The sequence below is a fragment of the Cyanobium usitatum str. Tous genome (assembly GCF_963920485.1).
Classification (GTDB): Bacteria; Cyanobacteriota; Cyanobacteriia; order PCC-6307; family Cyanobiaceae; genus Cyanobium_A; species Cyanobium_A usitatum_A.
On sequence record NZ_OY986431.1, the window covers coordinates 390,802 to 416,192 of the forward strand.

The following is a 25,391-nucleotide window of genomic DNA, read 5'->3' on the forward strand; positions in this document are numbered from 1 at the left end:
CTGTCCGCTCCGCTACCCCTTTCCCATGGCTGGTTTGCTGAGTTTGAAGGCTGTTTGGCCCCTGATGGGCGCCGCCCTCCTCTCGGCGAGCCCTGCCCTTGCCCAGCCTGCATCGCAGCAGGTGGACAAACCTTCGGCGGATCCGGCCAGCCAGACGCCGGCGCAGGGAGCCGAGCCTGCTGCCAAAGCTGAACCCAAGGTCTTGATCGCCGAGGTGGCGATCGAAGGCCTTCAAGACCACCCTGAACGGGAACGGCTGGAGCTAGCCGCCTACGCCGCGATGGCGGCCACTCCAGGTTCGCGGGTTACCCGCAACGAGCTGCAGACCGACCTATCAGCTATCTATGCCAGCGGCTGGTTTTCCGATGTGCGGATCCAGCCCGTAGATGGTCCGTTGGGCGTGCGGCTGGTGGTGGTGGTGGTGGCCAACCCGGTGCTGGAGCAGGTCAAGCTCGATCCAGCCGATTTGAAGTTGCCGGAGCAGGTGGTTAAGGACACCTTCGCCGCTGACTACGGCAAAACTCTCAACCTCAACACCCTGCAGACCCGCATGCAGGAGTTGCAGCGCTGGTATGCCGATCAGGGCTACTCCCTGGCGCGGATTACTGGTCCTAGTCGGGTGAGTCCGGAGGGGGTGGTGGAGCTGCTGGTTCGCCAGGGCACCGTCGAGGGAGTTGAGGTGCAGTTCCTCAATAAGGAAGGCTCTGCCACCAACGACAAAGGCGAGCCAATTCGGGGCAAGACCAAGCCTTGGGTTGTGACCCGCGAGGTATCCCTGCGCCCCGGACAGGTGTTTAACCGGCGCGAGCTGGAGGAGGACATCAAGCGCATATACGGCACGGGCCTTTTTAGTGATGTCAAGGTGACGCTCAAGCCGGTGCCGGCCGAGCCTGGCAAGGTGGTGATTGTGCTCGGTATTGTTGAGCAGTCCAGCGGTTCTTTGTCTGGCGGCCTGGGCTACAGCCAAAGCCAGGGCGTTTTTGGTCAGATCCAGTTGCAGGACAGCAACCTGATCGGTCGCGCTTGGAACCTAGGTACCAACATCTCCTACGGCCAGTTCGGCGGCCTTGGCGATATCACCTTCACGGATCCTTGGATCAAGGACAACAAATACCGAACTTCCTTCCGTGCTCGCGTCTTCTTTAGTCGCGAAATTCCTCAGTTGTTTCAGAGTGAAAATACAACGTTTACCTATCAACTTAGAAACTTCAACGGTGCTGATTTTGATGTTGTGACTAGTCGTAAAGTCAACCCAAATGGCACGGAAACAATAAAAACTAATTTTGATACGGTCGCGATTCAGCGTATTGGAGCGAGCGTCCAGCTAGTGCGTCCATTGAATGGTGGTAATCCTTATAAAAAAGCCCCTTGGAATCTGATTTTGTCATTCGGCGGCCAAGAAGTTACTCCAATGGACTTTTCGGGAGATAAATATTCTTACGGTGTGGTCGGTGCTACCAAGTCCCCGATCCGTGTGCCAAGTAAGCAGGTCATCTGTCTCGCTTACAACTGTGCCTCTGAGAACCAGCTGGTTAGTTTTAGAGTTGGCACTACATACAGCACCCTTAACGACCCTCGCAATCCAACTAAGGGAAATTTCCTTAGCCTGGGCACTGAGCAATTTATTTCTGTCGGGGAAAATTCTCCGACCTTCAATCGCATCCGCGGCAGCTTTACCCACTACATACCTGTGGAGTGGTTGAAGATTTTCAAGGGCTGCCGTCCCAAGCCCGGTGAAACCAAAGACTGCAAACAGGCACTGGCTTTTCAGGTCTCAGCTGGAACCTTGGTGGGCAGTGATATCCCGCCCTACGAGGCATTCTGCCTGGGTGGTGGTAATTCGGTGCGTGGTTATTACGACTGTGATTTGGGAGTTGGCAAAAGTTTTGCTGAAGCTACAATTGAATATCGCTTCCCGATCTTCAGCATTATCAGCGGTGAGATCTTTTTCGACGCTGGCACCACTTTTGGTACCCAGGCAGATATTCCTGGCAACCCAGGCGGTTTGCTTGGCAAAAAGGGTGAGGGTTATTCCCCAGGGGTTGGTTTAATCGTGACAACGCCAGTGGGGCCCCTGCGCCTTGAAGTTGCCACCCAGGATTTCTCCAGTGATTGGCGCTTCAACTTGGGTGTGGGCTGGAAGTTCTAGTGGCGCAATGGCCTAGTGATTATTCCGGTGCCTGGACCTTGAGCCAACCGGTGCAACGGGGGGGTGTGGGCTTGCATAGCGGCCAGCAGGGCCAGGTGCGCTTACAGCCATCACAGCGCCCGGGCTACTGGGTGGGATGGCTGGATGCACCTGAGCTTCCCTTGATTCGTTTGGCGCCGGATCAGGTGAGCGACACTCAACTTTGCACTGCTTTGCGGCTAGACCAACGCCGCCTGGCCACGGTTGAGCATCTGCTGGCTGCCCTGGCCGGCACCGGCGTTACCCAGGCTGAAATTCTCGTGAGCGGCGAAGAGATTCCTTTGCTGGACGGATCTGCCCTGCCCTGGGTGGAGGCGCTAGGTGAGGCGGGGCTTCAGGCCCTGCCCTATGACTCGGCTGCGCTGGAGCTTGAGCTGCCGCTCACTGTCAGTAGTGGCGTCAGTTTTGCCACGGCCCTCCCCCACGCAGGCTTGCGGGTAGGTGCGGCAATTGAATTCGCCGATGCGGCCATTGGCCGCCAGCTGTTTTCACTTGATCTGTCACCGAGCGCTTTTGTTGAGCAGATCGCCCCGGCGCGCACCTTTGGGCTGCGCTCCCAGGTGGATCAGCTCCTGGCAGCAGGCCTGATCCGGGGCGGCTGCCTTGAGAACGCCCTTGTGTGTGATGGCGATAGCTGGCTAAATCCGCCGCTGCGGTTTGTAGAGGAACCGGTGCGCCATAAAATCCTGGACTTGTTGGGAGACCTGGCGCTGATCGGATTGCCTCGAGCCCAGGTTTTCGCCTACCGCGGCTCCCACGGGCTCCACACCTCTTTGGCTGCGGCCCTGGCCGGCCTGGCCAGCTCTTCCCCCTCCAGTTCTTTCGCCAGTTGATGCCCTTGTCTGACGCCAGCCCACCGCTTTCTGATCCCGCCGCGCCGGCGTCCTTGGATCCCCGAGCTGCGGTGATCCTCACCAGCGAGCAGATTCAGGGACTGCTGCCCCACCGCTATCCCTTCGCCCTGGTGGATCGGGTGATTGAGCATGAGCCGGGCAAACGCGCTGTGGCGATCAAGAACGTCACCCTCAATGAGCCCCAGTTTCAGGGCCATTTTCCCGGGCGCCCCCTGATGCCGGGAGTGTTGATCGTTGAGGCCATGGCCCAGGTGGGCGGGTTGATAGTCACCCAGATGCCCGATCTGCCCAAGGGCTTATTTGTGTTTGCAGGCATCGATGGGGTGCGGTTTCGTCGTCCGGTGGTGCCTGGCGACCAGCTGGTAATCACCTGTGAGTTGTTGAGCCTCAAGCGCCGCCGTTTCGGCAAGGTCAAGGCAGAAGCCAGCGTGGATGGTCTGCTGGTTTGCTCCGGGGAACTGATGTTCTCGCTGGTGGACTGATGGCCACGACCGTCCATCCCACGGCTGTTGTCGATCCCAAAGCTCAGCTGGCTGAGGGTGTTGAAGTTGGGCCCTACGCCGTGATTGGCCCCCAGGTGGAGCTCGGAGCCGGCTGCCGCATCGGGCCCCATGTGGTTCTTGATGGCCGGGTGCGCATGGGCCGCGATAACCGCATATTTCCTGGGGCCTGCATCGGCCTCGAACCCCAGGACCTCAAATACACGGGCGATCCCACCGAGGTGGTGCTGGGCGACGAGAACACGATCAGGGAGTGCGTCACCATCAACCGGGCCACCACTGGCCAGCAGCAAACCCGGCTTGGTAGCGGCAATTTGCTGATGGCCTATTGCCATCTGGGCCACAACTGCGAATTAGGCGACCGGATCGTGATCGCCAATGGGGTGGCCGTGGCTGGCCATGTAGTGATCGGCGATCGGGCTGTGATCGGCGGCGTGCTCGGTATTCATCAGTTCGTGCATATCGGTGCCCTGGCCATGGTGGGGGGCATGAGCCGTATCGAGCGTGATGTGCCGCCATTCACCTTGGTGGAGGGACACCCCTCCCGTGTCAGGGCCCTCAACAAGATCGGCCTGCAACGCAGCGGTCTATTTGATCAGGATGGCGGCCAACAATTTGAGCAGCTCAAACAGGCCTGGACCTTGCTTTATCGCAGTGGCATCACCCTGGCTGAAGCCCTAGGCCAGTTGCGCTCCCAGCCCTTGGGCGGCGCTGCCGACCAGCTTTGCAGTTTTCTAGAGGCCTCGATTGGCCCCTCCCGCCGCGGGCCGATTCCGGGGACGCGCTGATGCTGCGGTTGCTGGTGAGCACCGGTGAGGTGTCTGGGGATTTGCAGGGATCGCTGTTGGTCAAGGCTTTGCACGAGGAGGCCCGGCGCCGCCAGCTCGATCTCGAGATCGTCGCCCTTGGTGGTGAGCGCATGGAACGCGCCGGTGCGGCACTGCTGGCTAACACCACCCGGATGGGTGCCATCGGCTTGCTAGAAGCAATTCCGTTTGTGTTGCCGACGCTGAGGTTGCAGCGGCGCTTGAAGCATTGGTTTCGCCGCGACCCTCCCGATGGGGTGGTGCTGATCGACTACATGGGGCCCAATGTGAGCTTGGGGTTGCGGCTCAAACGCAGATTTCCCAAGGTGCCCGTCACCTACTACATAGCCCCGCAGGAGTGGGCTTTCAAATTCGGCAACGGCGGCCGCTCCAATTTGATCAGCTTCACAAATCAGATCCTGGCGATTTTTCAGGAGGAGGCACGCTTCTATCGCTGTCGTGGCGCCAATGTCACCTATGTGGGCCATCCTCTGCTCGACACCATCGGTGAAGTGCCAAGCCAGCGGGAGGCCCGCCGTCAGCTTGGGCTGCGCGGTGATGCGCCAGTGCTGCTGCTGATGCCGGCATCGCGGCGCCAGGAGATCCGCTACATGCTGCCCCACATCGTGGCGGCGGCGGCTGAGCTGCAGCGCCAGCGGCCTGAGCTGCAGGTGGTGGTGCCGGCGGGATTGCCAGGCTTCGAGGCCCATTTGGCGCGGCAACTTGGCCAGGCTGGGGTGCGGGCGGTGATCATTGCTGCCGCCGATTCCGACCAGCTCAAGGCCAGCCTCTGCGCCGCCGCCGATGTAGCCCTCGCTAAATCGGGCACGGTGAATTTGGAATTGGCCCTGCGGGGGGTGCCCCAGGTGGTGGTGTATCGGGTCAGCCGGGCGACAGCCTTTGTGGCCCGCCACCTCCTGCGCTTCAGTGTGCCCCACATTTCTCCCGTAAACCTGGTGCTGGGAGAGCGGCTGGTGCCGGAGCTGCTTCAGGAGGACCTCACGGCTGCGGCCATCGTGCGCGAGGCCCTACCCCTGCTTGAGCTTGATGCCAACTTCGGGGCACGCCAAACCATGCTGGATGGATACCGGCGGCTGCGATTGGAATTAGGGGAGCCGGGAGTCACCCAGCGGGCCGCATCCGCCATCTTTGACCAGGTACTGGAAGCCCGATGAACACCCGCCCCCCCTTTCTTGGGGCCCGTCCCCTGGCCTGGCTGCTGAGCTTGCTGCTTCTGGTGTGCGCAGCTCCCGCCCAGGCTGGCGCTGCGTCTCAGGAAGCCGTGCTCGCTGGCGGCTGTTTCTGGTGCCTAGAACACGACCTTGAAAAGCTCCCAGGGGTGCTGGACGCTCAGAGTGGTTACAGCGGCGGCGCTGGATCCAACCCCACCTACGGCCAGGTATCGGCTGGGGGCAGCGGCCACCAGGAGGTGGTGCGGGTGCGGTTCGATCCCGGCCGGATCAGCTACGCAATCCTGCTGCGCTCCTACTGGCGCAACATTGATCCCTTAGATGGTGGTGGCCAGTTCTGTGATCGCGGTAGCTCCTATCGCCCGGTGATTTTTACCAGTGGCGCCGATCAACAAAACCAGGCCCAGGCCAGCCTGCGCTCGGTCGCTGCCGAGCTGGGCCGTCCGGTAACAGCCCTGAAGGTGCAGATCAAACCGCTGAATCGCTTCTGGCCGGCGGAGGCCTATCACCAGAACTACGCGCAGCTCAACAGCGTCAAATACAACTACTACCGCTGGGCTTGCGGACGGGATCGGCGGCTTGATTCGGTGTGGGGCAAGCGCGCTCGCAGTGGGGCGGCTTGGGCTTCTGGCAGCAAGTCCTGACTAGCGGTCGCTCCCCTGGGAGCAAAACAGTTCGGCGATTGCAGCAATTCCGAGGAAAATCTAAAGGCGCAGGGCCCCTGTCAGGCGCCTAGCTGCTGTTTTGGAGCGGCTTTCCGCCCTTTCAGGGCCAACTGGGACTGCTTACCATTCGGTCATCTACGTGAGCAGTCCTGTATGTATCTGCTGACCATCCGCGATGGTTTGAACACTCGCCATGTTGGGCCCTACATAAGCCCGAAGCAGGCTGCTGACGACCTTGATCGCCTCCTACCCCTCTGCGGTGAGCGGGCCCGCTGGCAGATTCATGCCCTTGAAACGCCTGCGGAGTTGATGGCCAGCCTGGGTGCTGGAGCCGCTCGTACGGCAGTCGTGGCTGCCTAAGCCTTAACTGCGTCCGGGATAGCCGCGCAGTAGGCCACTCTCGATCATCAGCCCCACGCCGGCATTGATCAGGATCAGGCCAAACGTGCCATACCAAAACCAGGGCCCGGGGCTGGCCAGGGTTTCCAATTTGCCTGCGGCGGCAAGCACCTGGATGCCTTTGCGGATCACCGCCTCGCCAAATAGGCAGAGCCCGGCGGGCAGCAGCAGCACGCCGAGTTGGGCCTTGACATACCAGCGGATCTTCTGAACGGCCATGGAGGGCTCAAAGGCGTCAGGGGCTCCAAACTTAGGCCGCTGCTTCAAGCGGCGCCCCCGAACACACCCAATTCACCAGCGTGCGCACGCCGAAGCCGGTGGCGCCGGCGGGATCCTGGCCGCGGCCCTTATCACTCCAGACGGTGCCGGCGATATCCAGGTGGGCCCAGGGCAGCTTTGGGGTAACGAAGTCCTGCAGGAACAGGGCTGCGGTGATCGAGCCACCGGGGCGGGGGCCGGTGTTCTTGAGGTCGGCAAACTGGCTCTTGAGCCCGGCCTTGTAAGAGGCCCTCAGGGGCATGCGCCAGAGGCCTTCACCGCTGGCTTCGCTGGCGCCCAGCAGGGCATCGGCCAGGGCGTCATTGTTGGACCAGAGGCCCGCCATCTCATCCCCGAGGGCGATCACGCAGGCTCCGGTGAGGGTGGCCAGGTCGACCACCGCATCCGGTTGGAGCTTGCAGGCGTACACCAGGGCATCGGCCAGGGTGAGGCGCCCTTCGGCATCGGTGTTGTTGATTTCGATCGTTTTGCCGTTGGAGGCGGTGACGATCGCGCCGGGGTGGATGGCCCCGCCGCTGATCATGTTTTCGCAGGCCGCCACGATCATGTGCACCTCCACGCCGGCGGGCTTGTGCTCGGCGATGGCCCGCATGGCCCCCAGCACCGCCGCGCTGCCGCCCATGTCGTACTTCATCATCTCGATCTGGGAGCCGGCGGTCTTGAGGTTGTAGCCGCCGGAATCGAAGGTGAGGCCCTTGCCCACCAGCACTAGGCGCCGCTTAGCCACACCCTCGGGGCGGTAGGTGAGGTGGATGAACTTCGGCGCCAGGTCTGAGCCCTGGGCCACCGCCAGGTAGGAGCCCATGCCCAGGGCGGCGCAGTCGTCCCTCTCCAGCACCGTCAGCTCTAGACCGAAATCCCGGGAGAGGGCAGCGGCGGTGTCGGCCAGGTGCTGGGGCGTGGCCACGTTGGGAGGAGCAGCCACCAGCTCCCGGGCCAGTTCGACGCCGGCGCAGTTGGCTGCCACTGCCGCCAGGGCGGGAGCGGCGCTTGCGGCCACCCCGATCAGACTGATCGTCCCAGGGAGGCTGCGGGGCTCGGACTCCCCCTTGAAGCGCTGGTCGCTGAACAGGGCCAGGCGGCTGGCCTCAGCCATGGCCTGGGCCGCAGCACCTGCTGCCAAGGCCTCGATCGGCATGGCCATGGCTAGATGGCTTGCGCCAGCGGCAGCAGCAGCTTGGCTGGCGGCGGCGCAGGCCCGGCGCAGGCCGGCCAGGTTGAAGTCGGCCGGAGCCCCCAGACCCACCAGGATCAGGGTATGGGGGCTGGCATCTAGGCGATCGAGGCTGAGGCATTGGCCGGGCTTAGCTTTGAAGCGCCTTTGCTCCAGGCGACTCGTCAGCGACTGCCCCATGGCGGCGGTGAGCTGCTCGAGCTGGGGGTGGTCGGGGCGATCTTCGGCACCGGCGAACAGGCCCACGGCCAGGCAGTCACCATCGAAATGGTCCAGGGCCGCAGGTAGGACGTCGGAGATGCAGCGAAAGTCCATGGAGCGGCCGAGGTTGGGCGAGATCGTAGCCAGCTCGGCCAGCCCAACTCACCTAAGCGGGAGCGGCTTGAAACGGCGTGGCCCAGCGGCTGCGGGTTTCCTTGTTGAAGGGCGGCAGCCAGCGCTGAATCAAGGCCTGCTCCAGGGCCCGGCGCGGCCGGATGGCGGCGGGCACATCTAGCCAAAAGCGAATGCTGGTTTGGCAGCCCAGGCCCGCTTTCAGCAGGGCTTCGCTGTAGGCGGCCAGATAGGCCTTGCAGTCGTGTTCGCCTTTCCAGCGCCGATCTGCCTGGCCGGTTTCACCCACATAGAGCAGCAGGGGCTGGCCTAGAGCGGCGGGCCGATCTGTCACAAGATAAAGGGCTGCCCCCTGCTGGGGTGCGGCGGGCCAGCGCCAGAAAGAAAGGGCCTGGGGGGTGAGCTGCAGGGGGTTGAAGGCCTGGGCTATCTCGGCAGGCGTTGCGGGGCTACTGGCAAACAGCGAAACCTGCGCGGCACCACCAGCCTGGTTGCTCCACAGGGGCTGCTGGTGGGCGGCGAGGCGGTTCTGCCAGTCGAGAAGCTGCGAGGCTTGCAGGGGCAGATCAGGGGCATCGGCGCGGCCAGCGCTCCCCAACTGGCTGGCCGTAAATAATTCGCCTTGACGCGCCATCGCTTCAGGCCCCCGTGCTGGGGGGCAGTGCTGGGCCGGCGGGGCCTTGCCTGAAGCTCACCTTGCCAATCCAGCTTTCCACCAGGTCGGCGGGAAATTGCAGCCGCTGTTGCAGGTCTGCCAGATCGCGAAAGGGGCTGCGCCTGCGTTCACGCAGCAGTCGGCTGAGCCTGGGCGGATCGAGCCCCAGCCCTGCTAGCTCCTGGCTGGAAGCCTGGTTGAGATCCACCCGGGCAGTGGATTGCAAAGGCGCTGCTGGCTCGCCGTACCAGCGAAATTCCAGCAAGGGCAGCCAGCCCCGCACCAGCGCAGCGGAGAGATCCAGCACCCGTTGTAGATCGTCGGCACAGCTGAGCTGGATGCCGCCCGCCTGCAGCCTCAGCAGCAGGTCCACTTGGTCGGCAGCGATGCCCGGCAGCCGCAGCCAGTCGGCAGCGGTGGCGCGGTTCACATCAAGCCGCCAGCCCAGGGCAGCGGCCCGCTCCACGGCCCCAGCATCCTCGAGCTTGAGAGCTGGGTTTTGTTGCAGCTTCAGGGCCAGCAACTCCCGCTCCACCAGCTCCCTTTGGACCAGCTCGCTTTGAACCCCCTCCGGCTCCGCCGCTGCATCGGCAGGTGCAGCAGGGCGCGATGCCGCCGGGATTTGGCCAGTGGCCCTCAGCAGCTGACGCGCAAAGGGATCCAACCAGTGCCGCTTGGCCATGGCGGAATGCCACCGCATCAAAATTGCTTCGAACCTAGCGGGGGTCTCACTCTTGAGGCCAATCGATTAAGCCCCAGCGCATGCCGAGCACGGCGGCATGGGTGCGGTCGCGGGCCTGGAGTTTGCTGCAGAGGGAGCGCAGGTGAGTTTTGGCTGTTTCTGCGCTGATGAAAAGCCGCTGGCCGATCTCCACATTGGTGTCGCCTTCGGCCACAAGGCTGAGCACCTGCCGTTCGCGTCCGGTTAGGGGTTCAAGGGGGCCACCATTGCCGGGGCCGCTGCGAAACAGCTCTTTCAGGCTGCGGTCTACATAGATCCCGCCACCGCTGATCGCATGCAGGGCGGCCATGGCACTGCCAAGCCCAAGGCGGGACTCCACCAGTAAGCCGTCGCAGCCGGCCTCTATCGCTGCTTGGATCTCGCTCCGGCGATGCTCCTGGGTGATCAGCAGCAGGGTGTGCAGGTTGGGCCAGCGCTGCTTGATTTGCAGCAGCAAGGAAATGCCTGATCCCTGTTCCAGGGTGTCGCTGAGAAACACCATCGAGGGCTGGTACCGCTCCACCAGTTGCAGGCCGCTGGCCTCACAGGTGGCAGCACCCACTAGGTGCTCCTGGCCGATCAGCCCGCCCACAAACGAGCAGAGCAGGGCCCGGTTGCCGAGGCAGGCCACCAGGCGGGCATCTCGCAGCAGGTTGTTGATCCGGCTGGTGTTGCGGCGGATCTGCTCAAGCTTGGGCGTGAAGTCCATCGGCGCTGAAGGCTGTGCTGGGGCCCTGCGATGGCGCCATCCTGGCCAGTCCCGCTCAATTCGCCAGGGGCAATACGCCTATCCGCACTCCCCAGGGGTGCCAGGCCTCACCAGAATTAGCGGTCGCTGCGCTGCCAAGGTTATGGCGTTCTTTGAATCCGAAATCGTTCAGGGGGCAAAACTCTAGTTGTAGCAGTTGTTCTTTTCAGCGATGCAACCTACAATGCATCAAAGAACCCCAGTAGGTCTCAAATTGGACTTGCCTGAGAATGCAACGCCCGATCAGTTGCAGGTGTTGCGGGCGTACTTGAATCAGCAACAAAAAATAGTCTCTTCTAAGGGGTATGGAACCAAAAATTACTACAAAGACAAGCATGAAATACTAGGGAGTAAATTAATAATATTTTTAAATAATCAAAAATTATCTGATATTTGGTACATGAGAATGCATGTCGGTGGAGAGCAGGTATATAAGCGGTTATCACTTAAAACTTCTGATAAAAAAATCGCCATAGAGCGAGCACTGGATCACTGGAGAAATCTAAAAAACCACATTGATGGAGGCGGGAATGTATTTGGTGAAAAAACAGAAAAAATCATAGATAACTATATTATTTTCCTGGGTGAGTTGGTAAGTACAAATCAAATCAAAAAGCATACTCTTCAATGCAAGGTAACAAGTCTAAAAAAACTCAAAGAATATCTAAGCAACTATGAGAAACCAAGTGATATTCCGCCAGAAATATTAGTAGATTATACGAAATGGAGAAGAACGCGGAATTGGACGAAATACCATAAAAACAATTCAAGACCTCCTTCAGATTTAACTGTTAACTCAGAACTTCAAGATTTCAAAGGATTCTTTGATTGGTGTAGCAAGAATAAGATGATGACAAATAATATAATTTTCCCATGGATTAAGTATGATCCTAAAAAGCATAAAGAAACAAGTCCGCCCTTTACACATGAAGATTATGGTTTGATTTTGAATAACTTATTGTCGTGGTTCGCAGATAGAGAACTTAAAAAGGCAAGAAGAAATAATTTTTACAGGGGTGTATTCATGTATTATTTTGAAATTCTTGCTCAGTCAGGAATGCGTCCGCATGAGTGCCTAAAACTAAGATGGTCAGACATTGAGATGTTGCATGAATATGAAAAAGTTGAATATGAAATAATCCAAGATGATGAAGGAGTTCACTCTCTTAACGAAGATGAAATATTAATTACCACCAAGAAGGGAATAGAAATCGTCCCCAAGACAGATAATTTGCCACCAAAAAGATACTTTACGACGAAAACTCTTGAAAATATAGAAGAATCTTTGGAAAAGCGAAGAAACTGGTTTGAAGTTGAATATATAGGTGCAAAAATTGAAATCAGTCCTGAAACAAAGACGGGGAGGAGAGTTTTTTATTGCCCTGCTGGTTTCGCATTGAAAAAACTTTGGGAATATTATCAAAGTCAGTCACCAATAAAACCAAAAAGAAGCGATTATATTTTCCAAAATGTTGGCACTACGCATTCCAAGGGTGTCAATCATGTTGGTAACCCACTGAACGATACATTCTTAAGGAGACTTTGGTACGAATTCCGTGATTTTCTTGTGAGCAAAGAAATTAATTTAAACCCAGAATATACACTCTATTCGTGTAGATCATTTTTTATCAACTTGAATTTAGAAGCAGGCAACAAACCGCATCAAGTTGCTAAAATGGTTGGGCATTCAGTTGCCACTCAGGCAAAACATTATGAAGCAATGGAGGTACAGAAACTTGCCACTAGGTTCTCAAAAATTACTTCTGGGCAGATTAGTCAATCAAAACTTGATTTTAGATATGTGGATGAGAAATAATCGTGGGGTTCTGCGCGATGTCACCTTGTCACCTGCGGATTCGTGGTATCCGATGCTAGCGTCTTGACCATAGGGATCAAAGCGCCTAAAATTGAATCGTGAAAATACGAATTCAAATAACCAATGAGCACACTACGGTGACTTTCAGGAAAGTTGTCACTCCTGGGCTGCCACTCAGGCCGCCTCAATCAATGGTAACTCCAAGGGCAGTTCGTGCTCTTCTGTTGGCTTGTTTATCCACACTTCTGCCGGCTGACTCCAGCAGCGGGTGGCACCGCTCCAGCGCGTTGGATTGGCCTGACGGGCGGCCTCGTAGACCTCGGCTCGCTGCTGGCAAATTGCCGCGGCGGATCCACTGTGGCGCTGGTGGGGCGTCACGAATTTGATCGCGCTGTGGTGGTGCCGGTGGTTGTACCAATCCACAAATGCCGCCACCCACTCGCAGGCCTCCTCTTTGTTGGCGAATGGCCGGCTGGGGTAGTCGGGGCGGTATTTGATCGTACGGAAAAGGGATTCCGAGTACGGGTTGTCGTTGGAGACCCTTGGCCGGGAGAAGGATCTGAGCACGCCCATCTCCTCGAGCCGTGATTCCAGCGTGGCCCCACGCATTGCATTGCCGTTGTCGGCGTGGAGTATTAGGGGCTGCTGCTGGCACTGGCGGCTGCCAAAGCCGCTGGGGCGGTGGTAGCGCTCCTTGAGGCAGGCCCGCTGCACCAGATCCGCTGCGATCTGAGCCGACTCCACCTCGGCCACATTGCCCGGTGTCAACTACATAGGCAACGCGCCCGCCTACCTAATTGTCGCCGTGCAGCCACATCCCAGGCCACCACTTTGCGGCTCCAGACATCGACCACCAGATAGAGGTACAGCCACACACCCCGCACCGTGGTCGGCAGGAAGCTGATGTCCCAGCTCCACACCTGGTTCGGGCCATCCGCCCTGAGGCGCGGCACCGAGCGCGGCTCCTGCGGCAGCCGGGCCCGCCCGCGGCGGTGGCACTGACCCGCCTGGTGCAGCACCCGATAGAAGCTGCTCTCTGAACCAATAAAGAGCTTTTGATCGGCCAGTGCCGGCACGATCTGCCCTGGCGGCAGCGCGGCGTACTCCGGCTGGTTGCAGGTCAACAGGATCCGCTGGCGCTCTTCCTCGCTCAGCCGGTGTCCTACCAGGCGAGCACTGCCTTTACGGCGATCCACGCCGTCCCCATCACCTATCAAAGCCTTCCTCCAGCGTTTGAGGGTGCGCAGGCAGATGCCGATCACACCGCAGGCCCTCACCAGGCCAGCGCCCGCAGCATTGGCCTCGCCAATCAGCTCGATCACCTTCCGCCGGTGCAAGGCACTGGTCAGCCTTCCGCGTCCTCCGAACAGAAGGCATCCCACTTTTTTTGCAGCACCAGCAAAGCCGCCATTTCCGCCATGGCCTTCTCCTTGCGCTGCAACTCCTTTCTGAGGGCCTTGATCTCCCGCTGGTCCTGGGCGCGGAGCTTCTCGAGCTCCTTCTGTTCGGCCATCGTCAGCACCGGCTTGGCGTTGGCATCCTGGGCGGCCTGCCGCCAGCGCTCACCTGCTCCGGGAACAGGCCCCGCTCGCGGCAGTAGGCGCTGAGCTCGGCGGCATTGAGCCCGGCGCTCTCCAGCACCACCGTGAACTTGTCGGCAGCGCTCCAGCCCTCTGGTTCCTTCTCGGATGCCGGCACCACCTCTCCCTGCAACCGCCAGGCCTTTCTCCAGTTGTAGAGGGTGGCGACGTGGATGCCCAGCTCTTCTGAAATCCGGGTCACGCTCTGCCTGTGGGGCGGGTGCATCCGTCTCCTCACATCAGCCTTAACGGCCTCGCTGTAACGACGCATTGGTCATGCCCTCAAGCCCCCGGATGGATGGATCAAAGGGGTGACATCTTTACTGAAACCGGGGGGGCCGGGTGGCTGATGTATTGCAGCCAGAAGCTTTCTATTTAGGTGCCCATCGGGAGATCTATCGCACCGCCTTGATGCTTCATAGCCAAGGCAAACCCACCGACCTCACAGCGATGGGGGCTTGGCTTGCAGATACTGGCCAATTGGAAAAAGTTGGCGGTAGCAGTCGTTTAAGCGAATTGGTGGAGCGCACCCTCAGCACTGCCTCGATCGATGAGGTGGCGAAATTAGTGATGGATAAATATTTGCGGCGCCAACTTATTCGTTCAGGTAATCAAGTAATCCGCTTGGGGTTTGATCAAAGCAAGCCGATGGATCAAGTGCTGGATGAGGCGGAACAAGAAATTTTTGCCATCAGCCAAGCGAAACCAAGTATTGGTCTTACCCCCACCGCTGAAATTCTCACCCGCACTTTTGAAGAAATTGAAACCCGTTCCCTTGGTACTGCGGTAGCCGGTATTCCGGTGAATTTCTACGACCTTGATGCCATGACTCAAGGTTTACAGCGGGCAGATTTAATTATTGTTGCTGGCCGCCCTGCCATGGGTAAAACATCGATTGTTTTAAATATGGCAAAAAATGTAGCTCAATTGCACAACTTACCGGTTTGTGTATTCAGCTTGGAGATGAGCAAAGAACAACTCACCTACAGATTGTTGTCTATGGAGGTTGGTATCGAAAGCGGGCGGCTGCGCACCGGCAGGCTTCATCAAGATGAATGGCCCCTGCTGGGGCAGGGCATCAGTAATCTTGGCAGATTACCTTTATTTATAGACGACAAACCGAATTCCAGCGTATTAGAAATGCGTTCGCTTTGCCGGCGCTTAATGGCAGAGCACGGCCGAGAATTGGGTTTAATTGTGATTGATTACTTGCAACTAATGGAAGGTTCGGGATCAGAAAATCGAGTGCAAGAAATATCAAGAATCACAAGGGGCTTAAAAGGAATGGCACGGGAATTAAACGTGCCAGTGATTGCCCTATCCCTGTTGAGCCGTGGGGTTGAAGCGCGCACCAATAAAAGGCCTATGCTTAGCGATCTGAGGGAATCGGGCTCAATTGAGCAGGACGCTGATCTGGTGTTGATGATCTACCGCGACGAGTACTACAACCCTGAAACCCCCGACCGAGGAATCACCGAAGTGATCGTGACTAAGCACCGAAACGGTCCCGTTGGCACCGTGAAGCTGCTATTTGAGCCGCAGTTCACTCGTTTCCGAAACCTGGCCGCCTAGGGAATCAATCGATATGTGGATTGGTCGTATTTTGCTTCTAGGCGTGGGCTCGTCCTACATCTGCCGTTGGGTGCTCAAACCACAACGGCATCGCAACTACGTTGCTGGATGGCTGAAAGCTCTTCGCAAAACCACCGGTTGGCTGCCGCGTGGTCGTGGCAAGGTGAGGCGATTCGGGATCCGCATGTTTCGCTCCACACTCAGTCCAAGCAACCGTCAATAGCCAGGTTTAATTAGGGAAAAGCACCTGCCATTGCGTTCGAATTGTCCAGTCACCAAGTAACTCCTCACCAGCAAACTGCGGCTTCACAGCGTTGTAGTAGCCCTCCAAAGACACCTGCATCGGCTGCCCTCCCAACCGAAAGGAATACCCCAACCCACCACCAACAGGCACAATCCAGCCTTTGCCCTCTGGTTGAGTCCAATCAGAGGTAATGATTGGGGAGGAGATTAAATACCAGCTGCGGTTGAGCTGATAACGCAATAGTCCTCGCACCACCAAAGTATTAACGTCGTCTCGCTCTGGGTCTCCCGCGAAGGACCAGATGTTGCGCATCCGAGCACCAACAATCCATGGGCCGCGATGATAGAAAGCCAGGAAGGCTGGACCTGCAGACACCTTTCCGCTATCAACCGTGCCATCACCTGTAGGGAAGACGATCGACGCACCAAGCCCAACTGTCCAGTCTGAACCGAGGTTGGGAACAAGAAAAGCTGTGGGACTGACATCTGAGAGGCCAGCCTGATTCTTTTGATCGAAACCCAAAACTGCTGGAAGCCCAGCAGGGGAAACACCAAGCACAGGATCGGCTTGGGGCAAAGAAACAAAGCGAAAGATCGTTCGCGTTAGCACTGTCCAGTCATCATTGATCCGAAATGGAACAACAGGCTGCAATTTGAAGATTTGAAGCGACCTGTCCTGACTTGCGGAGGGGTCAATCGATCGCGGAGCCCATTGCGTATTCGGGACAACATCCCATTCTGCCCAAAGACGGGTGTATGACGTAATCGGATTAGGCCGGGCCTTTACTGAAAACGGAACAGACTCAAGGCAAAGGATCCCTAAACCACAGGCAAAAAAACGGAATAGTGCATGGGACTTGCGTCGACAAAGCAAAGTGGTAAAGGGTGACATCACTTATGCAAACAGATCATGGGAAGAAAATAATTCTACAAAGTAAACTAAGAAAAATATTCCCAACACATCGCAAAACCAAAGAAAGGAGAATAGGCAAGTCATGACCTAAAACTCATGATCGGCATGCCGCCTATTCGATAACGTTTGGCTTGGCATTTCAAAAAATTCTTGCTTGTAATATCGCGCGAAGTGGGAACGGCCTACAAACCCGAAATGGGAAGCTGTATCTGAGACACTACGGATATTATTCTCGATGCAAAATTCAATATTCATCAAAGCATGCCTAACTTGATGCAGTCGAACTGATCTAACAACCTGAAGAGGAGACATTTTAAATTTTTCCTTACAGCCATTGAATACAGACGTCCGAGACTGATGCAGCAATGAACACAAATCCTGTATTTCAAATGGCTTTGTGGGCGATGAACTCGTCAAAGCCAAAACCTGCAGTGCAGCCTCATGACGGTCGCATCTATCAATAGAAACACCCAACTTTCGATCATCGGGACTAATAAAACACTCAATCAGGGCTGATAATATTTCATCCTCAACAAACGCTGGAGACAAAACAAGTGAAGGCAGATTTGACCACAATTGACTCAAGTATAAAATCAGACCATAAGGCACGTTACTGCTAGACAAAATATTGAATTTATTCAATATATCCTGGACATTGTTAGCACTATATTCAGACAACTTGGCCATCAGAAAAAGCTCAGGAATGATAATTGAGCAGAAACGACAACCAGTACTGAGTTGCAAATCAAGATCTTTTAGTTCTTTGTTAAAGCCAAAAATTGCCGGTCTAGCAATAGTGACACCTTGAGCCATAACATTGTCGCGAGAGGGGTCATCCGACAAATTGACCGAAAAATGGTATTTTCCGGCCTTTCTATCAGCATAAAAAACCACCTTTTTATTCAACTCAATCAGAACCAATCTAAGATTGGGTAAGGGAAGTATCTGAACAGTCCCTTCAATGGGACCATTTTCAAGGGAGAGAACAGACGAGCCAATGAATTGCCTATTCAACATAGCTGCCATATCAACAGTACTTTTTATCTCAAATCGCAGATGAGAATACAAATAAACATGCCAATATATTTTCAATAATAGCATGCAGAAAAGGCATATGTTGGAGTCAATGAGCCCATTTGTTCACGATATGGACCATGGATTCCGTGTAAAAACCCAACCACATCAAGCGCAAATTCAAGTGGGCTTCTGATCCACCCAATTACAGAAGGAAGAAATGGAGCTATTCCTATTTAAATCGCAAAATCAATTATCGGACAAAAGGATGCTCTTCACCTTAGTAAGCAATACAGCAAGTTCTTCATCAGACAAAAGACCCTCTTCATGCAAGAGTTGAGCTAATTCAATCTTTTTAGAGACAATAGAAATTGCATACGCTTGATCACAGTTCCTAGAATTCTTAGTGCCAAATGGAACAGTCAAAACTGCGCCGAAAGCATAACCGTTGCCATTACCAGAATATCCACTGATAAGCTCATTTTTCTCAATCTCGTCTACACGCTCAGATAAGCCACTAAAGAAATTCATCGTAGTAGGTGTTCCATCCTGACTTACGCAGCGAGTACCATCAGGTAAATCAACCTCAAATCGAGGACCAACTGGTTGCTGAAAGGACAACCCCGCTAGATCACGTAAGGGAAGATTATCTAACGGCTCGATCGTACTTTGCGCATACGCAGAATACGTTGATAGCAAGAGCGCGTTAAGACAGTTAATTGCGAAGAAGAACTTGAAACTTTTCCTTTTGGACTTTCCATAATGCAAATCCATAATGGGCCAGCCTTAAGAGTGGATGTTGAAATACTTAAAAGAACACGTTTTGCCTTGCTATCTCGCAAGAATAGTTCTCTTGGACTAACACGAACACCTTCAATTTTTTCACCCGGAACGTTGCCTTTTGCATTGTAAAAAGCGTCAACTAAATACTGGCCAGGTTTGGAATCAACCAGAAAAGCCTGAGTACGTACAACAACGCGGGAACCAAGGCCAGGTGAAATCACCTTATTGTTTGGATTGAGTCCTAATGCGGCTGCAAGGAGAAAAGAGGTAATCATTTAATAGCGAGATAGATGATTGACGAAGAAATTAAGGGTCGCCACGAGCCCCCCAGAACAGAACAAATAGGAAAAATGAGTGATTGATAAGCCGATTAATAGGCAATAATGTATCATCACTATGGTTCCAAACAGGTGAGGACAACCTGAAAGCGATATTCATCATTTGGGAACGAATTACTTAAATTGGCGCTGACAGTTAATTTGACACCATAGGGAAGACCAGACACATAGCCGTTACTTCTGAGATCAGATGGCTGCAATATCGTAGAGACCGGTGAATTTGAATATGAACTTGACGTTTTGGACTTTATATACCGATTTGTGCTATCTGAACGAATCCAAATACCACGGAAGCTGATACCACTTGGCGCTAGAAGCGTATTCAAACTAACATTTATACGTGGTACTTGATTGGAGGATATCAGTAATGATTCACTGGTACCTAACATGATTCCAGTACTCCCACTACGCGTATAATCCATCGAAACAAGATCGCTACCACCGGAGAATGAACAAGTGAAAGGCACCGTGGCGTTGAAAGTCGTAGTATTTTGAATACTTGCTTGTGCAAAGCGAGGGGTAAAAAATAGTGAGGCGCAAACCAGGCATAAAAAAGCTGAATGCACTACATGCAAACCAGTGATAGATGAAAATGGTTTAAGGGAATTAACTTGCATCAAGAGACGACTTAGACCAAAAACTTATAAAGTCATAAACAAATCAAATGACTGACGCTTGAGCCAAAAAGAAACTGAAGCCCTTGCATCCAAAGGCTTCAGTTTCATCGCAATACTTTTACTAGATTGACAAAAGCATTGGAGAATTTCTAACGGCTAGACTTATCAAGAGAGCGTTGTCAAGACAACGGTATAGCTGTAAGCACCAACTACGCTTGCACCAGTAGAAGTGAGCTCGATCGTGACATTTTCTGTTGCTCCATTGGTATTATCCAAGCTCACCGTGGAAGAAGCACCTTCACCGCTGGTGGCAAGCGTGGAACTACCCTTCTTCAGTGTGGCTGTATTCGTTGTTGTTGTTGGATTACTTCCAGCAGTGACTGCACCAAGAGAAACAGAAGCGGCAAAATTGCAATTAATTCCAATATTTGCCGATACGCCGGTAAATGTTCCTTCGTCATCGGCCGAATAAGACATTGCGACCGTTTGAGAGGTCCCTGACGCATAGGTGCATGAACCAGGAACTGTTCCTGTGAACGTTGTTGTGTCCGTAATGTCCGCGAGCGCAGCCGCTGGCATTAATCCAAGGCCAATCGCTTGTACAGCGACTAAAGAAAGACAAAGACGTTTGAAGTTCATTTGAAGAATTGAAGAATCAATCTCCTCAATTTTGACATCCTTAGAAGCGAATGAGAGTGATCTGAGAGCCAGTTGAGTGCAATCAAGAGGCAGTGGGATCAAGTGACTAAACAAACAGAAGCTCAATAAGGATGATTGCGGCGCAACCCAGTGAACAAATGGGCTCACTTAACATCTGAGTCCACGGGCGCGAACAAATGGGCTCACCAAAGCTCAGCCAATCTCATCCGAGCCTGGCGCCCACACCCCCGTGCGAGTCACTCCATGCGCCGAGCAAGGCCCTCAGGCGAGAAAAGCTTGCACGAAGAACAACGAGCCAACTCGTTGTGTTCGTTCTTGGAATGGGTTTGAGCGCAAGCCCAGCAATAGCCGAAGCAAAAAAAGTATCGATTCTGTTTTCTGGACGAGTACCAGCTTTATGCGATCACAAAAACAGTAGAAATCAAAGCGAAAGGGCATCCTCACTGGCCAGACGCACATTGCGTACTCAAAAACCAATCAGCTCAACTGGCCAGAGGCTGACAACTTGCCTTGTCTATTAGGAATAAAACTCCCTGTTCATAAAAGGGGGAGCAATAAGGTCTAACTTCTCCCTCAAAAAACTTGCATATTTAGGCGTTATCAAGAGTGCTGCCACTAGGGCCTGACTTTTTAGGCTCGTAAAACCAAATCAATCGCCGCCATCATCCGTTTCGATGACCGGGCCTAAAGACACTTCGGATTTCTGCCAATCGCGAAACGGAGTGCACTGCTGAGCCAACCCCAAACGACCTGTTCTCTAGATACGGATAATGGAGACATGAGCTTCTCTGCTAACCCCACAGAAAGTTTTGACGTGATCGTCGTGGGGGGTGGTCATGCCGGTTGTGAGGCTGCGATCACGGCTGCTCGTTTGGGGCTGAAGACCGCCGTGTTTACCCTCAATCTCGACCGAATCGCCTGGCAGCCCTGCAATCCCGCCGTTGGTGGACCGGCCAAAAGCCAGCTTGTCCATGATGTGGATGCTCTCGGCGGCGGTGACTTTCAGGAAAGTTGTCACTCCTGGGCTGCCACTCAGGCCGCCTCAATCAATGGTAACTCCAAGGGCAGTTCGTGCTCTTCTGTTGGCTTGTTTATCCACACTTCTGCCGGCTGACTCCAGCAGCGGGTGGCACCGCTCCAGCGCGTTGGATTGGCCTGACGGGCGGCCTCGTAGACCTCGGCTCGCTGCTGGCAAATTGCCGCGGCGGATCCACTGTGGCGCTGGTGGGGCGTCACGAATTTGATCGCGCTGTGGTGGTGCCGGTGGTTGTACCAATCCACAAATGCCGCCACCCACTCGCAGGCCTCCTCTTTGTTGGCGAATGGCCGGCTGGGGTAGTCGGGGCGGTATTTGATCGTACGGAAAAGGGATTCCGAGTACGGGTTGTCGTTGGAGACCCTTGGCCGGGAGAAGGATCTGAGCACGCCCATCTCCTCGAGCCGTGATTCCAGCGTGGCCCCACGCATTGCATTGCCGTTGTCGGCGTGGAGTATTAGGGGCTGCTGCTGGCACTGGCGGCTGCCAAAGCCGCTGGGGCGGTGGTAGCGCTCCTTGAGGCAGGCCCGCTGCACCAGATCAGCCGCGATGTCAGCCGACTCCACCTCGGCCACATCCCAGGCCACCACTTTGCGGCTCCAGACATCGACCACCAGATAGAGGTACAGCCACACACCCCGCACCGTGGTCGGCAGGAAGCTGATGTCCCAGCTCCACACCTGGTTGGGGCGATCCGCCCTGAGACGCGGCACCGAGCGCGGTTCCTGCGGCAGCCGTGCACGCCCGCGGCGGTTGCACTGCCCCGCCTGGTGCAGGACCCGATAGAAGCTTGATTCAGAGCCGATAAAGAGGCCCTGATCGGCCAGCGCCGGCACGATCTGTCCCGGCGGCAGTGAGGCGTACTCGGGCTGGTTGCACGTCAGCAGTATCCGCTGTCGTTCCTCCTCGCTCAGGCGGTGACCCACCAGGCGGTCACTGCCTTTACGGCGATCCACGCCGTCCCCATCACCACCAAAGGCCTTGCGCCAGCGTTTGAGGGTGCGCAGAGAGATCCCGATCTCGCAGCAGGCAGGCACCAGAGCCGCGCCAGCGGCATTTGCCTCCCTGATCAGCTCGATCGCCTTCTGCCGGTGCGCGGCACTGGTCAGCCTTCCGCGTCCTCCGAACAGAAGGCTTCCCACTTTTTTCGCAGCACCAGCAAGGCCGCCATTTCCGCCATGGCCTTCTCCTTGCGCTGCAGCTCCTTCTTGAGAGCCTTGATCTCCCTCTGGTCCTGGGCGCGGAGCTTCTCGAGCTCCTTCTGCTCGGCCATGGTCAGCACCGGCTTGGCGTTGGCATCCTGGGCGGCCTGCCGCCACCGCTCCACCTGCTCAGGAAACAACCCTCGCTCCCGGCAGTAGCCGCTGAGTTCGGTGGCATTCAGGCCAGCGCTCTCCAGCACCAACGTGAATTTGTCGGCAGCGCTCCAGCCCTCTGGTTCCTTCTCGGAAGCCGGCACCACCTCTCCCTGTAACCGCCAGGTCTTTCTCCAGTTGTAGAGGGTCACCACGTGAATGCCCAGCTCTTCTGAAATCCGGGCCACGCTCTGGCGGTGCGGCGGGCTCATCCGCCTTCTCACATCAGCCTTGACGGCCTCGCTGTAACGACGCATTGGTCATGTCCTCAAGCCCCCGGATGTACGAATGAGAGGGGTGACAACTTTCCTGAAACCGGGGGGTTTTAGACCACTAAACTTGCACCCCAGTGTTTTCCCGTATTCCAAGAGATTTGCTTGTGCTTGGGCACCAAATGACATTCTTGTCGCCCGCATAGTCTCTCTTGGTGCACTGTTATCCGAAATACTCTCAGATTGCATTGACTTAATTTCTTCGCTAATTGATGCAATGCCTTTGTTGATCTGCGTACATGTCTGGGCATGTACAGGAGTGCTAAACAAACCTGCTGCCGCAAGCGAGACTAAGATGAATTTGCTCATTGGGAATATATAATTGATTTATCATAGACCACGGGGTCTCCATGGCAATAATTGTGACTGGTTAGTTAGCAACATTGATGGGTTGCATCCCGCCCATTATCCCCTGCTGGACAGGTTTTTGCCCGTTATGCGGTTCTCGCATAGTCCTGGGTGGATGCCTGTGGGACTGCGATGAGCAGACGCTTCCGCTTTCGTGGCGACGAACCCCACCAGACCCCTTTCATACTCCAATCGTTTAATTGCTAGAACCCCAAACTGTTGTGTCAACCGTAAGAACATTTCTTCCAGTATCTATTGTGCCGTCTGAAAATTCGGCAGGTTTTATTCTGCCAGTAATAATTCTATAAACACCTATAGATTTTAAGTATTCGCCTAAATCCTTTTTGTTAGCAGCGGATAAATTGATCCACTCACTTTCTGGAATTAGAAGAGTTTTCGTGCTGCCCCAGTAGGTTGGAAACTCTTTTTTTAACACCTTATCCCCGTTCATAGCGTATCCTGCGGCAACCCAGCAAAGGTCTAATTCTTCACAGGTTTTATCTTTTAATTGGTTAAAAACGGTTTCTCCCTTCTCGTAATTAGGTTCTTCAATTACAATACTTTTTTCCTCTTCCTTGTTTTCAACATTCTCTTGGCGGGACTTGTCACCATTCAAGGTTTCTAAAATTTGTGGCAAAAAACTTACAACACCCACAAAGACAAGAAGGATGAGTAGAGTGCGTTTAAACATTTTTTATTATCGCAAAGGAGAGCGATGGTTTTTCTTTGCCCAGCATAGATCAAATCGTCTCATTGGATCTTATGCTGATTTAGTCCAGTGAAAACATTGGAAGCATGACAGGTTGCTGGAAGTGTTGGGACGTCACCAAAACCCTCCTAACTGCTTCATCATCACCACCCAATGGGAAAGCAGGTGCGCTTCGGGTGTGGTGAAGGTCGCTGAGTCGGTCACTCGGTCTTGTCACTTCCGACCATTCTCGCCTGCCGGACTGGGTTTTGCCTCTTATGCAGTGGGCGCATAGAACCCTCAGGATTTACGATGGACGCTTGCCCAACCGTCACATATGGCGTCACCTGCTCCTCGCTGCATCAACTGCCAGAACTTCAACGGGTGCCAGGGATGTAATGGCGTCTGCAGGGTTTGGCAAGTCGTGTTGCCTGCTCAGGTGGCGTCAAGTAATCGTTGTGAGCACTGGACGGCACCATCGGTTCGGTAGCGGTGCAACGGTTGCGCCTCTACCTCTTGGAATGCCATCGCATTGGCACAGGAGCAGAGGGTTCCATCATCACTCCATCCACCACTTCAAGAACTTTGCGAAGGGGGTGTGGAAAGGCATAGGTGAGGTTGCTTAGTTCTTGGGTTTGCCTTCCAGGCATAGGAATTGACGATTGCTACGGGGTGATGCAAATACTGGGTATTCGTTGTTTGGATTAAAACTATTTTTCCAAATATTTCCTTGCGTTTCGCATTGTTCCATAGATTGCATCTCAATCTCTTCTATGCTTTGACTGGTGTTGCTGAAGGCATTTATAAGGATTAACCAATAACCTGGTTTAGGTGTGGCGATTGGAGAAGAAGATTTAGTCGGTAATATCCCTGAGGCGGATTGAGAGTAAGAAGGGAATGGGTTATTAAAATAAGCGAGAATGCTGCATAGCATTGCAACTTCAACAGCAGTTTTTATGCGTTTAGATAGTTTCTTCATTTCCCCTCCAGGCAAATAAACTGACGCTGACTGCGAGTTGAGCGAAATAATGGAGTGTATGTTTGATTTTTTGGGTCAAAACTATCTTTCCAAATATTTCCCTGTGCTTCGCACTGTTCCATTGGCTCCATCGGGATTTTATGCAAACTATGACCAAGATTGCTGAAAGCATTTATAAGAATTAACCAATAAACTGGTTTAGGTGTATTGGTTGGAGGAGAGGTTGTTGGAACTATTCTGGAGGTAGATTGAGAATAAGAAGGAGATGTAACACTATGATGCACGAGAATGCCGCCTAGGATTGTAACTGCGATAGCGGTTTTAAAATGTTTAGATAGTTTTTTCATTGGTTTAAGTCCAAACTGAATATCTCCATTTTATCTCCTTCGGGTTCTAACCATTCCGAAAACTCTTGAGCGATGGCAAGGATGTCTTTCTCATCCAGCAACCCATCAATAATTCGTGAAATGCTCCAATCCACGATTTGAGCAACAATCTCTTCCGTTGTGGGAGGGGTTTGCTTCCATTTCTTGCTTGAGTAGGGAATATCCATCATTCAAGCAGCAAGTTCAGCAGGATTTGGAGACCGTCTCAAGATTCTGGTGATTTGCACTGGGTTGAAGGCACTTCCGTTAGGGGTCTTAATACCTGAATCGTTCATCACC

Annotated in this window: 26 protein-coding genes and 3 pseudogenes; 10 read left to right on the forward strand and 19 right to left on the reverse strand. The window is 54.7% G+C overall.

What is annotated here, in order from left to right:
• Nucleotides 1–25: 25 nt before the first annotated feature.
• From U9970_RS02080 to U9970_RS02110, 7 genes are all read left to right on the forward strand, one after another.
• On the forward strand, nt 26–2,149 hold the full coding sequence (locus tag U9970_RS02080; RefSeq protein WP_322765085.1) for a BamA/TamA family outer membrane protein: 2,124 nt from the start codon (nt 26–28) through the stop codon (nt 2,147–2,149).
• The gene (gene lpxC, locus U9970_RS02085; RefSeq protein WP_322765086.1) at nt 2,149–3,021 is read left to right on the forward strand and encodes a UDP-3-O-acyl-N-acetylglucosamine deacetylase; all 873 of its coding nucleotides are present in this window, start codon (nt 2,149–2,151) and stop codon (nt 3,019–3,021) included. Before U9970_RS02080 ends, lpxC begins: the two co-directional genes overlap by 1 nt.
• Nucleotides 3,021–3,524 carry a 3-hydroxyacyl-ACP dehydratase FabZ gene (fabZ, locus tag U9970_RS02090; protein ID WP_407653064.1) on the forward strand — a complete coding sequence of 168 codons (504 nt, stop codon included), beginning with the start codon at nt 3,021–3,023 and terminating at the stop codon, nt 3,522–3,524. Before lpxC ends, fabZ begins: the two co-directional genes overlap by 1 nt.
• A complete protein-coding gene (lpxA, locus tag U9970_RS02095) occupies nt 3,524–4,330 on the forward strand; it encodes an acyl-ACP--UDP-N-acetylglucosamine O-acyltransferase (RefSeq protein ID WP_322765087.1) in 807 nt (268 codons plus the stop codon). Before fabZ ends, lpxA begins: the two co-directional genes overlap by 1 nt.
• Nucleotides 4,330–5,523: a lipid-A-disaccharide synthase gene (gene lpxB, locus U9970_RS02100; protein WP_322765088.1), complete on the forward strand. Its 1,194-nt coding sequence runs from the start codon at nt 4,330–4,332 to the stop codon at nt 5,521–5,523. The genes lpxA and lpxB overlap by 1 nt, the downstream gene beginning before the upstream one ends.
• On the forward strand, nt 5,520–6,182 hold the full coding sequence (gene msrA / locus U9970_RS02105; RefSeq protein WP_322765089.1) for a peptide-methionine (S)-S-oxide reductase MsrA: 663 nt from the start codon (nt 5,520–5,522) through the stop codon (nt 6,180–6,182). Before lpxB ends, msrA begins: the two co-directional genes overlap by 4 nt.
• Nucleotides 6,183–6,356: 174 nt before the next feature.
• Entirely contained in the window at nt 6,357–6,563 is a 207-nt protein-coding gene (locus tag U9970_RS02110) for a hypothetical protein (RefSeq protein WP_322765090.1), read from the forward strand.
• Nucleotides 6,564–6,566: 3 nt separating this feature from the next.
• Here U9970_RS02110 and U9970_RS02115 read toward each other — a convergent pair whose 3' ends face one another.
• The 5 genes from U9970_RS02115 to U9970_RS02135 are packed head-to-tail and all read right to left on the reverse strand — an operon-like array spanning nt 6,567 to nt 10,473.
• Nucleotides 6,567–6,821 carry a hypothetical protein gene (locus tag U9970_RS02115; RefSeq protein WP_254959793.1) on the reverse strand — a complete coding sequence of 85 codons (255 nt, stop codon included), beginning with the start codon at nt 6,819–6,821 and terminating at the stop codon, nt 6,567–6,569.
• A gap of 31 nt (nt 6,822–6,852) precedes the next feature.
• Nucleotides 6,853–8,370 carry a leucyl aminopeptidase gene (locus U9970_RS02120; RefSeq protein ID WP_322765091.1) on the reverse strand — a complete coding sequence of 506 codons (1,518 nt, stop codon included), beginning with the start codon at nt 8,368–8,370 and terminating at the stop codon, nt 6,853–6,855.
• A 52-nt stretch (nt 8,371–8,422) separates the two neighbouring features.
• Nucleotides 8,423–9,022 (reverse strand): GIY-YIG nuclease family protein, encoded by a 600-nt coding sequence (locus U9970_RS02125; RefSeq protein WP_322765092.1) that lies wholly within the window; start codon nt 9,020–9,022, stop codon nt 8,423–8,425.
• A gap of 4 nt (nt 9,023–9,026) precedes the next feature.
• A complete protein-coding gene (locus U9970_RS02130) occupies nt 9,027–9,725 on the reverse strand; it encodes a hypothetical protein (RefSeq protein WP_322765093.1) in 699 nt (232 codons plus the stop codon).
• A 46-nt stretch (nt 9,726–9,771) separates the two neighbouring features.
• Nucleotides 9,772–10,473, reverse strand: coding sequence for a response regulator transcription factor (locus U9970_RS02135; protein WP_322765094.1), 702 nt, complete (start codon nt 10,471–10,473; stop codon nt 9,772–9,774).
• 253 nt (nt 10,474–10,726) lie between these two features.
• On the opposite strand from U9970_RS02135, the gene U9970_RS02140 reads away from it, so the two are divergent.
• Nucleotides 10,727–12,328 (forward strand): tyrosine-type recombinase/integrase, encoded by a 1,602-nt coding sequence (locus tag U9970_RS02140; RefSeq protein ID WP_322765095.1) that lies wholly within the window; start codon nt 10,727–10,729, stop codon nt 12,326–12,328.
• 174 nt (nt 12,329–12,502) lie between these two features.
• Here U9970_RS02140 and U9970_RS14245 read toward each other — a convergent pair whose 3' ends face one another.
• From U9970_RS14245 to U9970_RS02160, 4 genes are read right to left on the reverse strand one after another with little or no spacing between them, the layout of a single operon-like run.
• Nucleotides 12,503–13,096 (reverse strand): transposase, encoded by a 594-nt coding sequence (locus U9970_RS14245; RefSeq protein WP_407653065.1) that lies wholly within the window; start codon nt 13,094–13,096, stop codon nt 12,503–12,505.
• A complete protein-coding gene (locus U9970_RS02150; protein ID WP_322765096.1) occupies nt 13,093–13,650 on the reverse strand; it encodes a hypothetical protein in 558 nt (185 codons plus the stop codon). Before U9970_RS02150 ends, U9970_RS14245 begins: the two co-directional genes overlap by 4 nt.
• Nucleotides 13,651–13,673: 23 nt before the next feature.
• Nucleotides 13,674–13,841, reverse strand: coding sequence for a hypothetical protein (locus tag U9970_RS02155; RefSeq protein WP_322765097.1), 168 nt, complete (start codon nt 13,839–13,841; stop codon nt 13,674–13,676).
• A gap of 2 nt (nt 13,842–13,843) precedes the next feature.
• Nucleotides 13,844–14,179, reverse strand: a complete 336-nt coding sequence (locus U9970_RS02160; RefSeq protein ID WP_322765098.1) for a transposase — start codon at nt 14,177–14,179, stop codon at nt 13,844–13,846.
• 65 nt (nt 14,180–14,244) lie between these two features.
• On the opposite strand from U9970_RS02160, the pseudogene dnaB reads away from it, so the two are divergent.
• A pseudogene (gene dnaB, locus U9970_RS02165) lies at nt 14,245–15,480 on the forward strand (replicative DNA helicase); the annotation flags it as partial.
• Between the two features lie 229 nt (nt 15,481–15,709).
• On the opposite strand, the gene U9970_RS02170 reads toward dnaB, so the two are convergent.
• From U9970_RS02170 to U9970_RS02190, 5 genes are all read right to left on the reverse strand, one after another.
• A complete protein-coding gene (locus U9970_RS02170; protein WP_322765099.1) occupies nt 15,710–16,375 on the reverse strand; it encodes a neuromedin U in 666 nt (221 codons plus the stop codon).
• 348 nt (nt 16,376–16,723) lie between these two features.
• Nucleotides 16,724–17,662: a helix-turn-helix domain-containing protein gene (locus U9970_RS02175; RefSeq protein WP_322765100.1), complete on the reverse strand. Its 939-nt coding sequence runs from the start codon at nt 17,660–17,662 to the stop codon at nt 16,724–16,726.
• Between the two features lie 237 nt (nt 17,663–17,899).
• Entirely contained in the window at nt 17,900–18,271 is a 372-nt protein-coding gene (locus U9970_RS02180) for a hypothetical protein (protein ID WP_322765101.1), read from the reverse strand.
• 29 nt (nt 18,272–18,300) lie between these two features.
• The gene (locus tag U9970_RS02185) at nt 18,301–18,708 is read right to left on the reverse strand and encodes a hypothetical protein (RefSeq protein WP_322765102.1); all 408 of its coding nucleotides are present in this window, start codon (nt 18,706–18,708) and stop codon (nt 18,301–18,303) included.
• 845 nt (nt 18,709–19,553) lie between these two features.
• Nucleotides 19,554–20,195, reverse strand: a complete 642-nt coding sequence (locus U9970_RS02190) for a hypothetical protein (protein ID WP_322765103.1) — start codon at nt 20,193–20,195, stop codon at nt 19,554–19,556.
• A 631-nt stretch (nt 20,196–20,826) separates the two neighbouring features.
• Here U9970_RS02190 and U9970_RS02195 point away from each other — a divergent pair.
• Nucleotides 20,827–21,042 (forward strand): annotated as a pseudogene (locus tag U9970_RS02195) (FAD-dependent oxidoreductase); the annotation flags it as partial.
• A gap of 38 nt (nt 21,043–21,080) precedes the next feature.
• Here U9970_RS02195 and U9970_RS02200 read toward each other — a convergent pair.
• The 5 genes and pseudogenes from U9970_RS02200 to U9970_RS02225 all read right to left on the reverse strand — a co-directional run bounded on the left by U9970_RS02200 (nt 21,081) and on the right by U9970_RS02225 (nt 25,279).
• A pseudogene (locus tag U9970_RS02200) lies at nt 21,081–22,696 on the reverse strand (IS3 family transposase).
• A 559-nt stretch (nt 22,697–23,255) separates the two neighbouring features.
• Nucleotides 23,256–23,750 (reverse strand): hypothetical protein, encoded by a 495-nt coding sequence (locus tag U9970_RS02210; protein ID WP_322765106.1) that lies wholly within the window; start codon nt 23,748–23,750, stop codon nt 23,256–23,258.
• A gap of 619 nt (nt 23,751–24,369) precedes the next feature.
• Nucleotides 24,370–24,726 carry a hypothetical protein gene (locus tag U9970_RS02215; protein WP_322765107.1) on the reverse strand — a complete coding sequence of 119 codons (357 nt, stop codon included), beginning with the start codon at nt 24,724–24,726 and terminating at the stop codon, nt 24,370–24,372.
• The gene (locus U9970_RS02220; protein WP_322765108.1) at nt 24,723–25,073 is read right to left on the reverse strand and encodes a hypothetical protein; all 351 of its coding nucleotides are present in this window, start codon (nt 25,071–25,073) and stop codon (nt 24,723–24,725) included. Before U9970_RS02220 ends, U9970_RS02215 begins: the two co-directional genes overlap by 4 nt.
• Nucleotides 25,070–25,279: a hypothetical protein gene (locus U9970_RS02225; RefSeq protein WP_322765109.1), complete on the reverse strand. Its 210-nt coding sequence runs from the start codon at nt 25,277–25,279 to the stop codon at nt 25,070–25,072. The genes U9970_RS02220 and U9970_RS02225 overlap by 4 nt, the downstream gene beginning before the upstream one ends.
• Nucleotides 25,280–25,391: the final 112 nt, after the last annotated feature.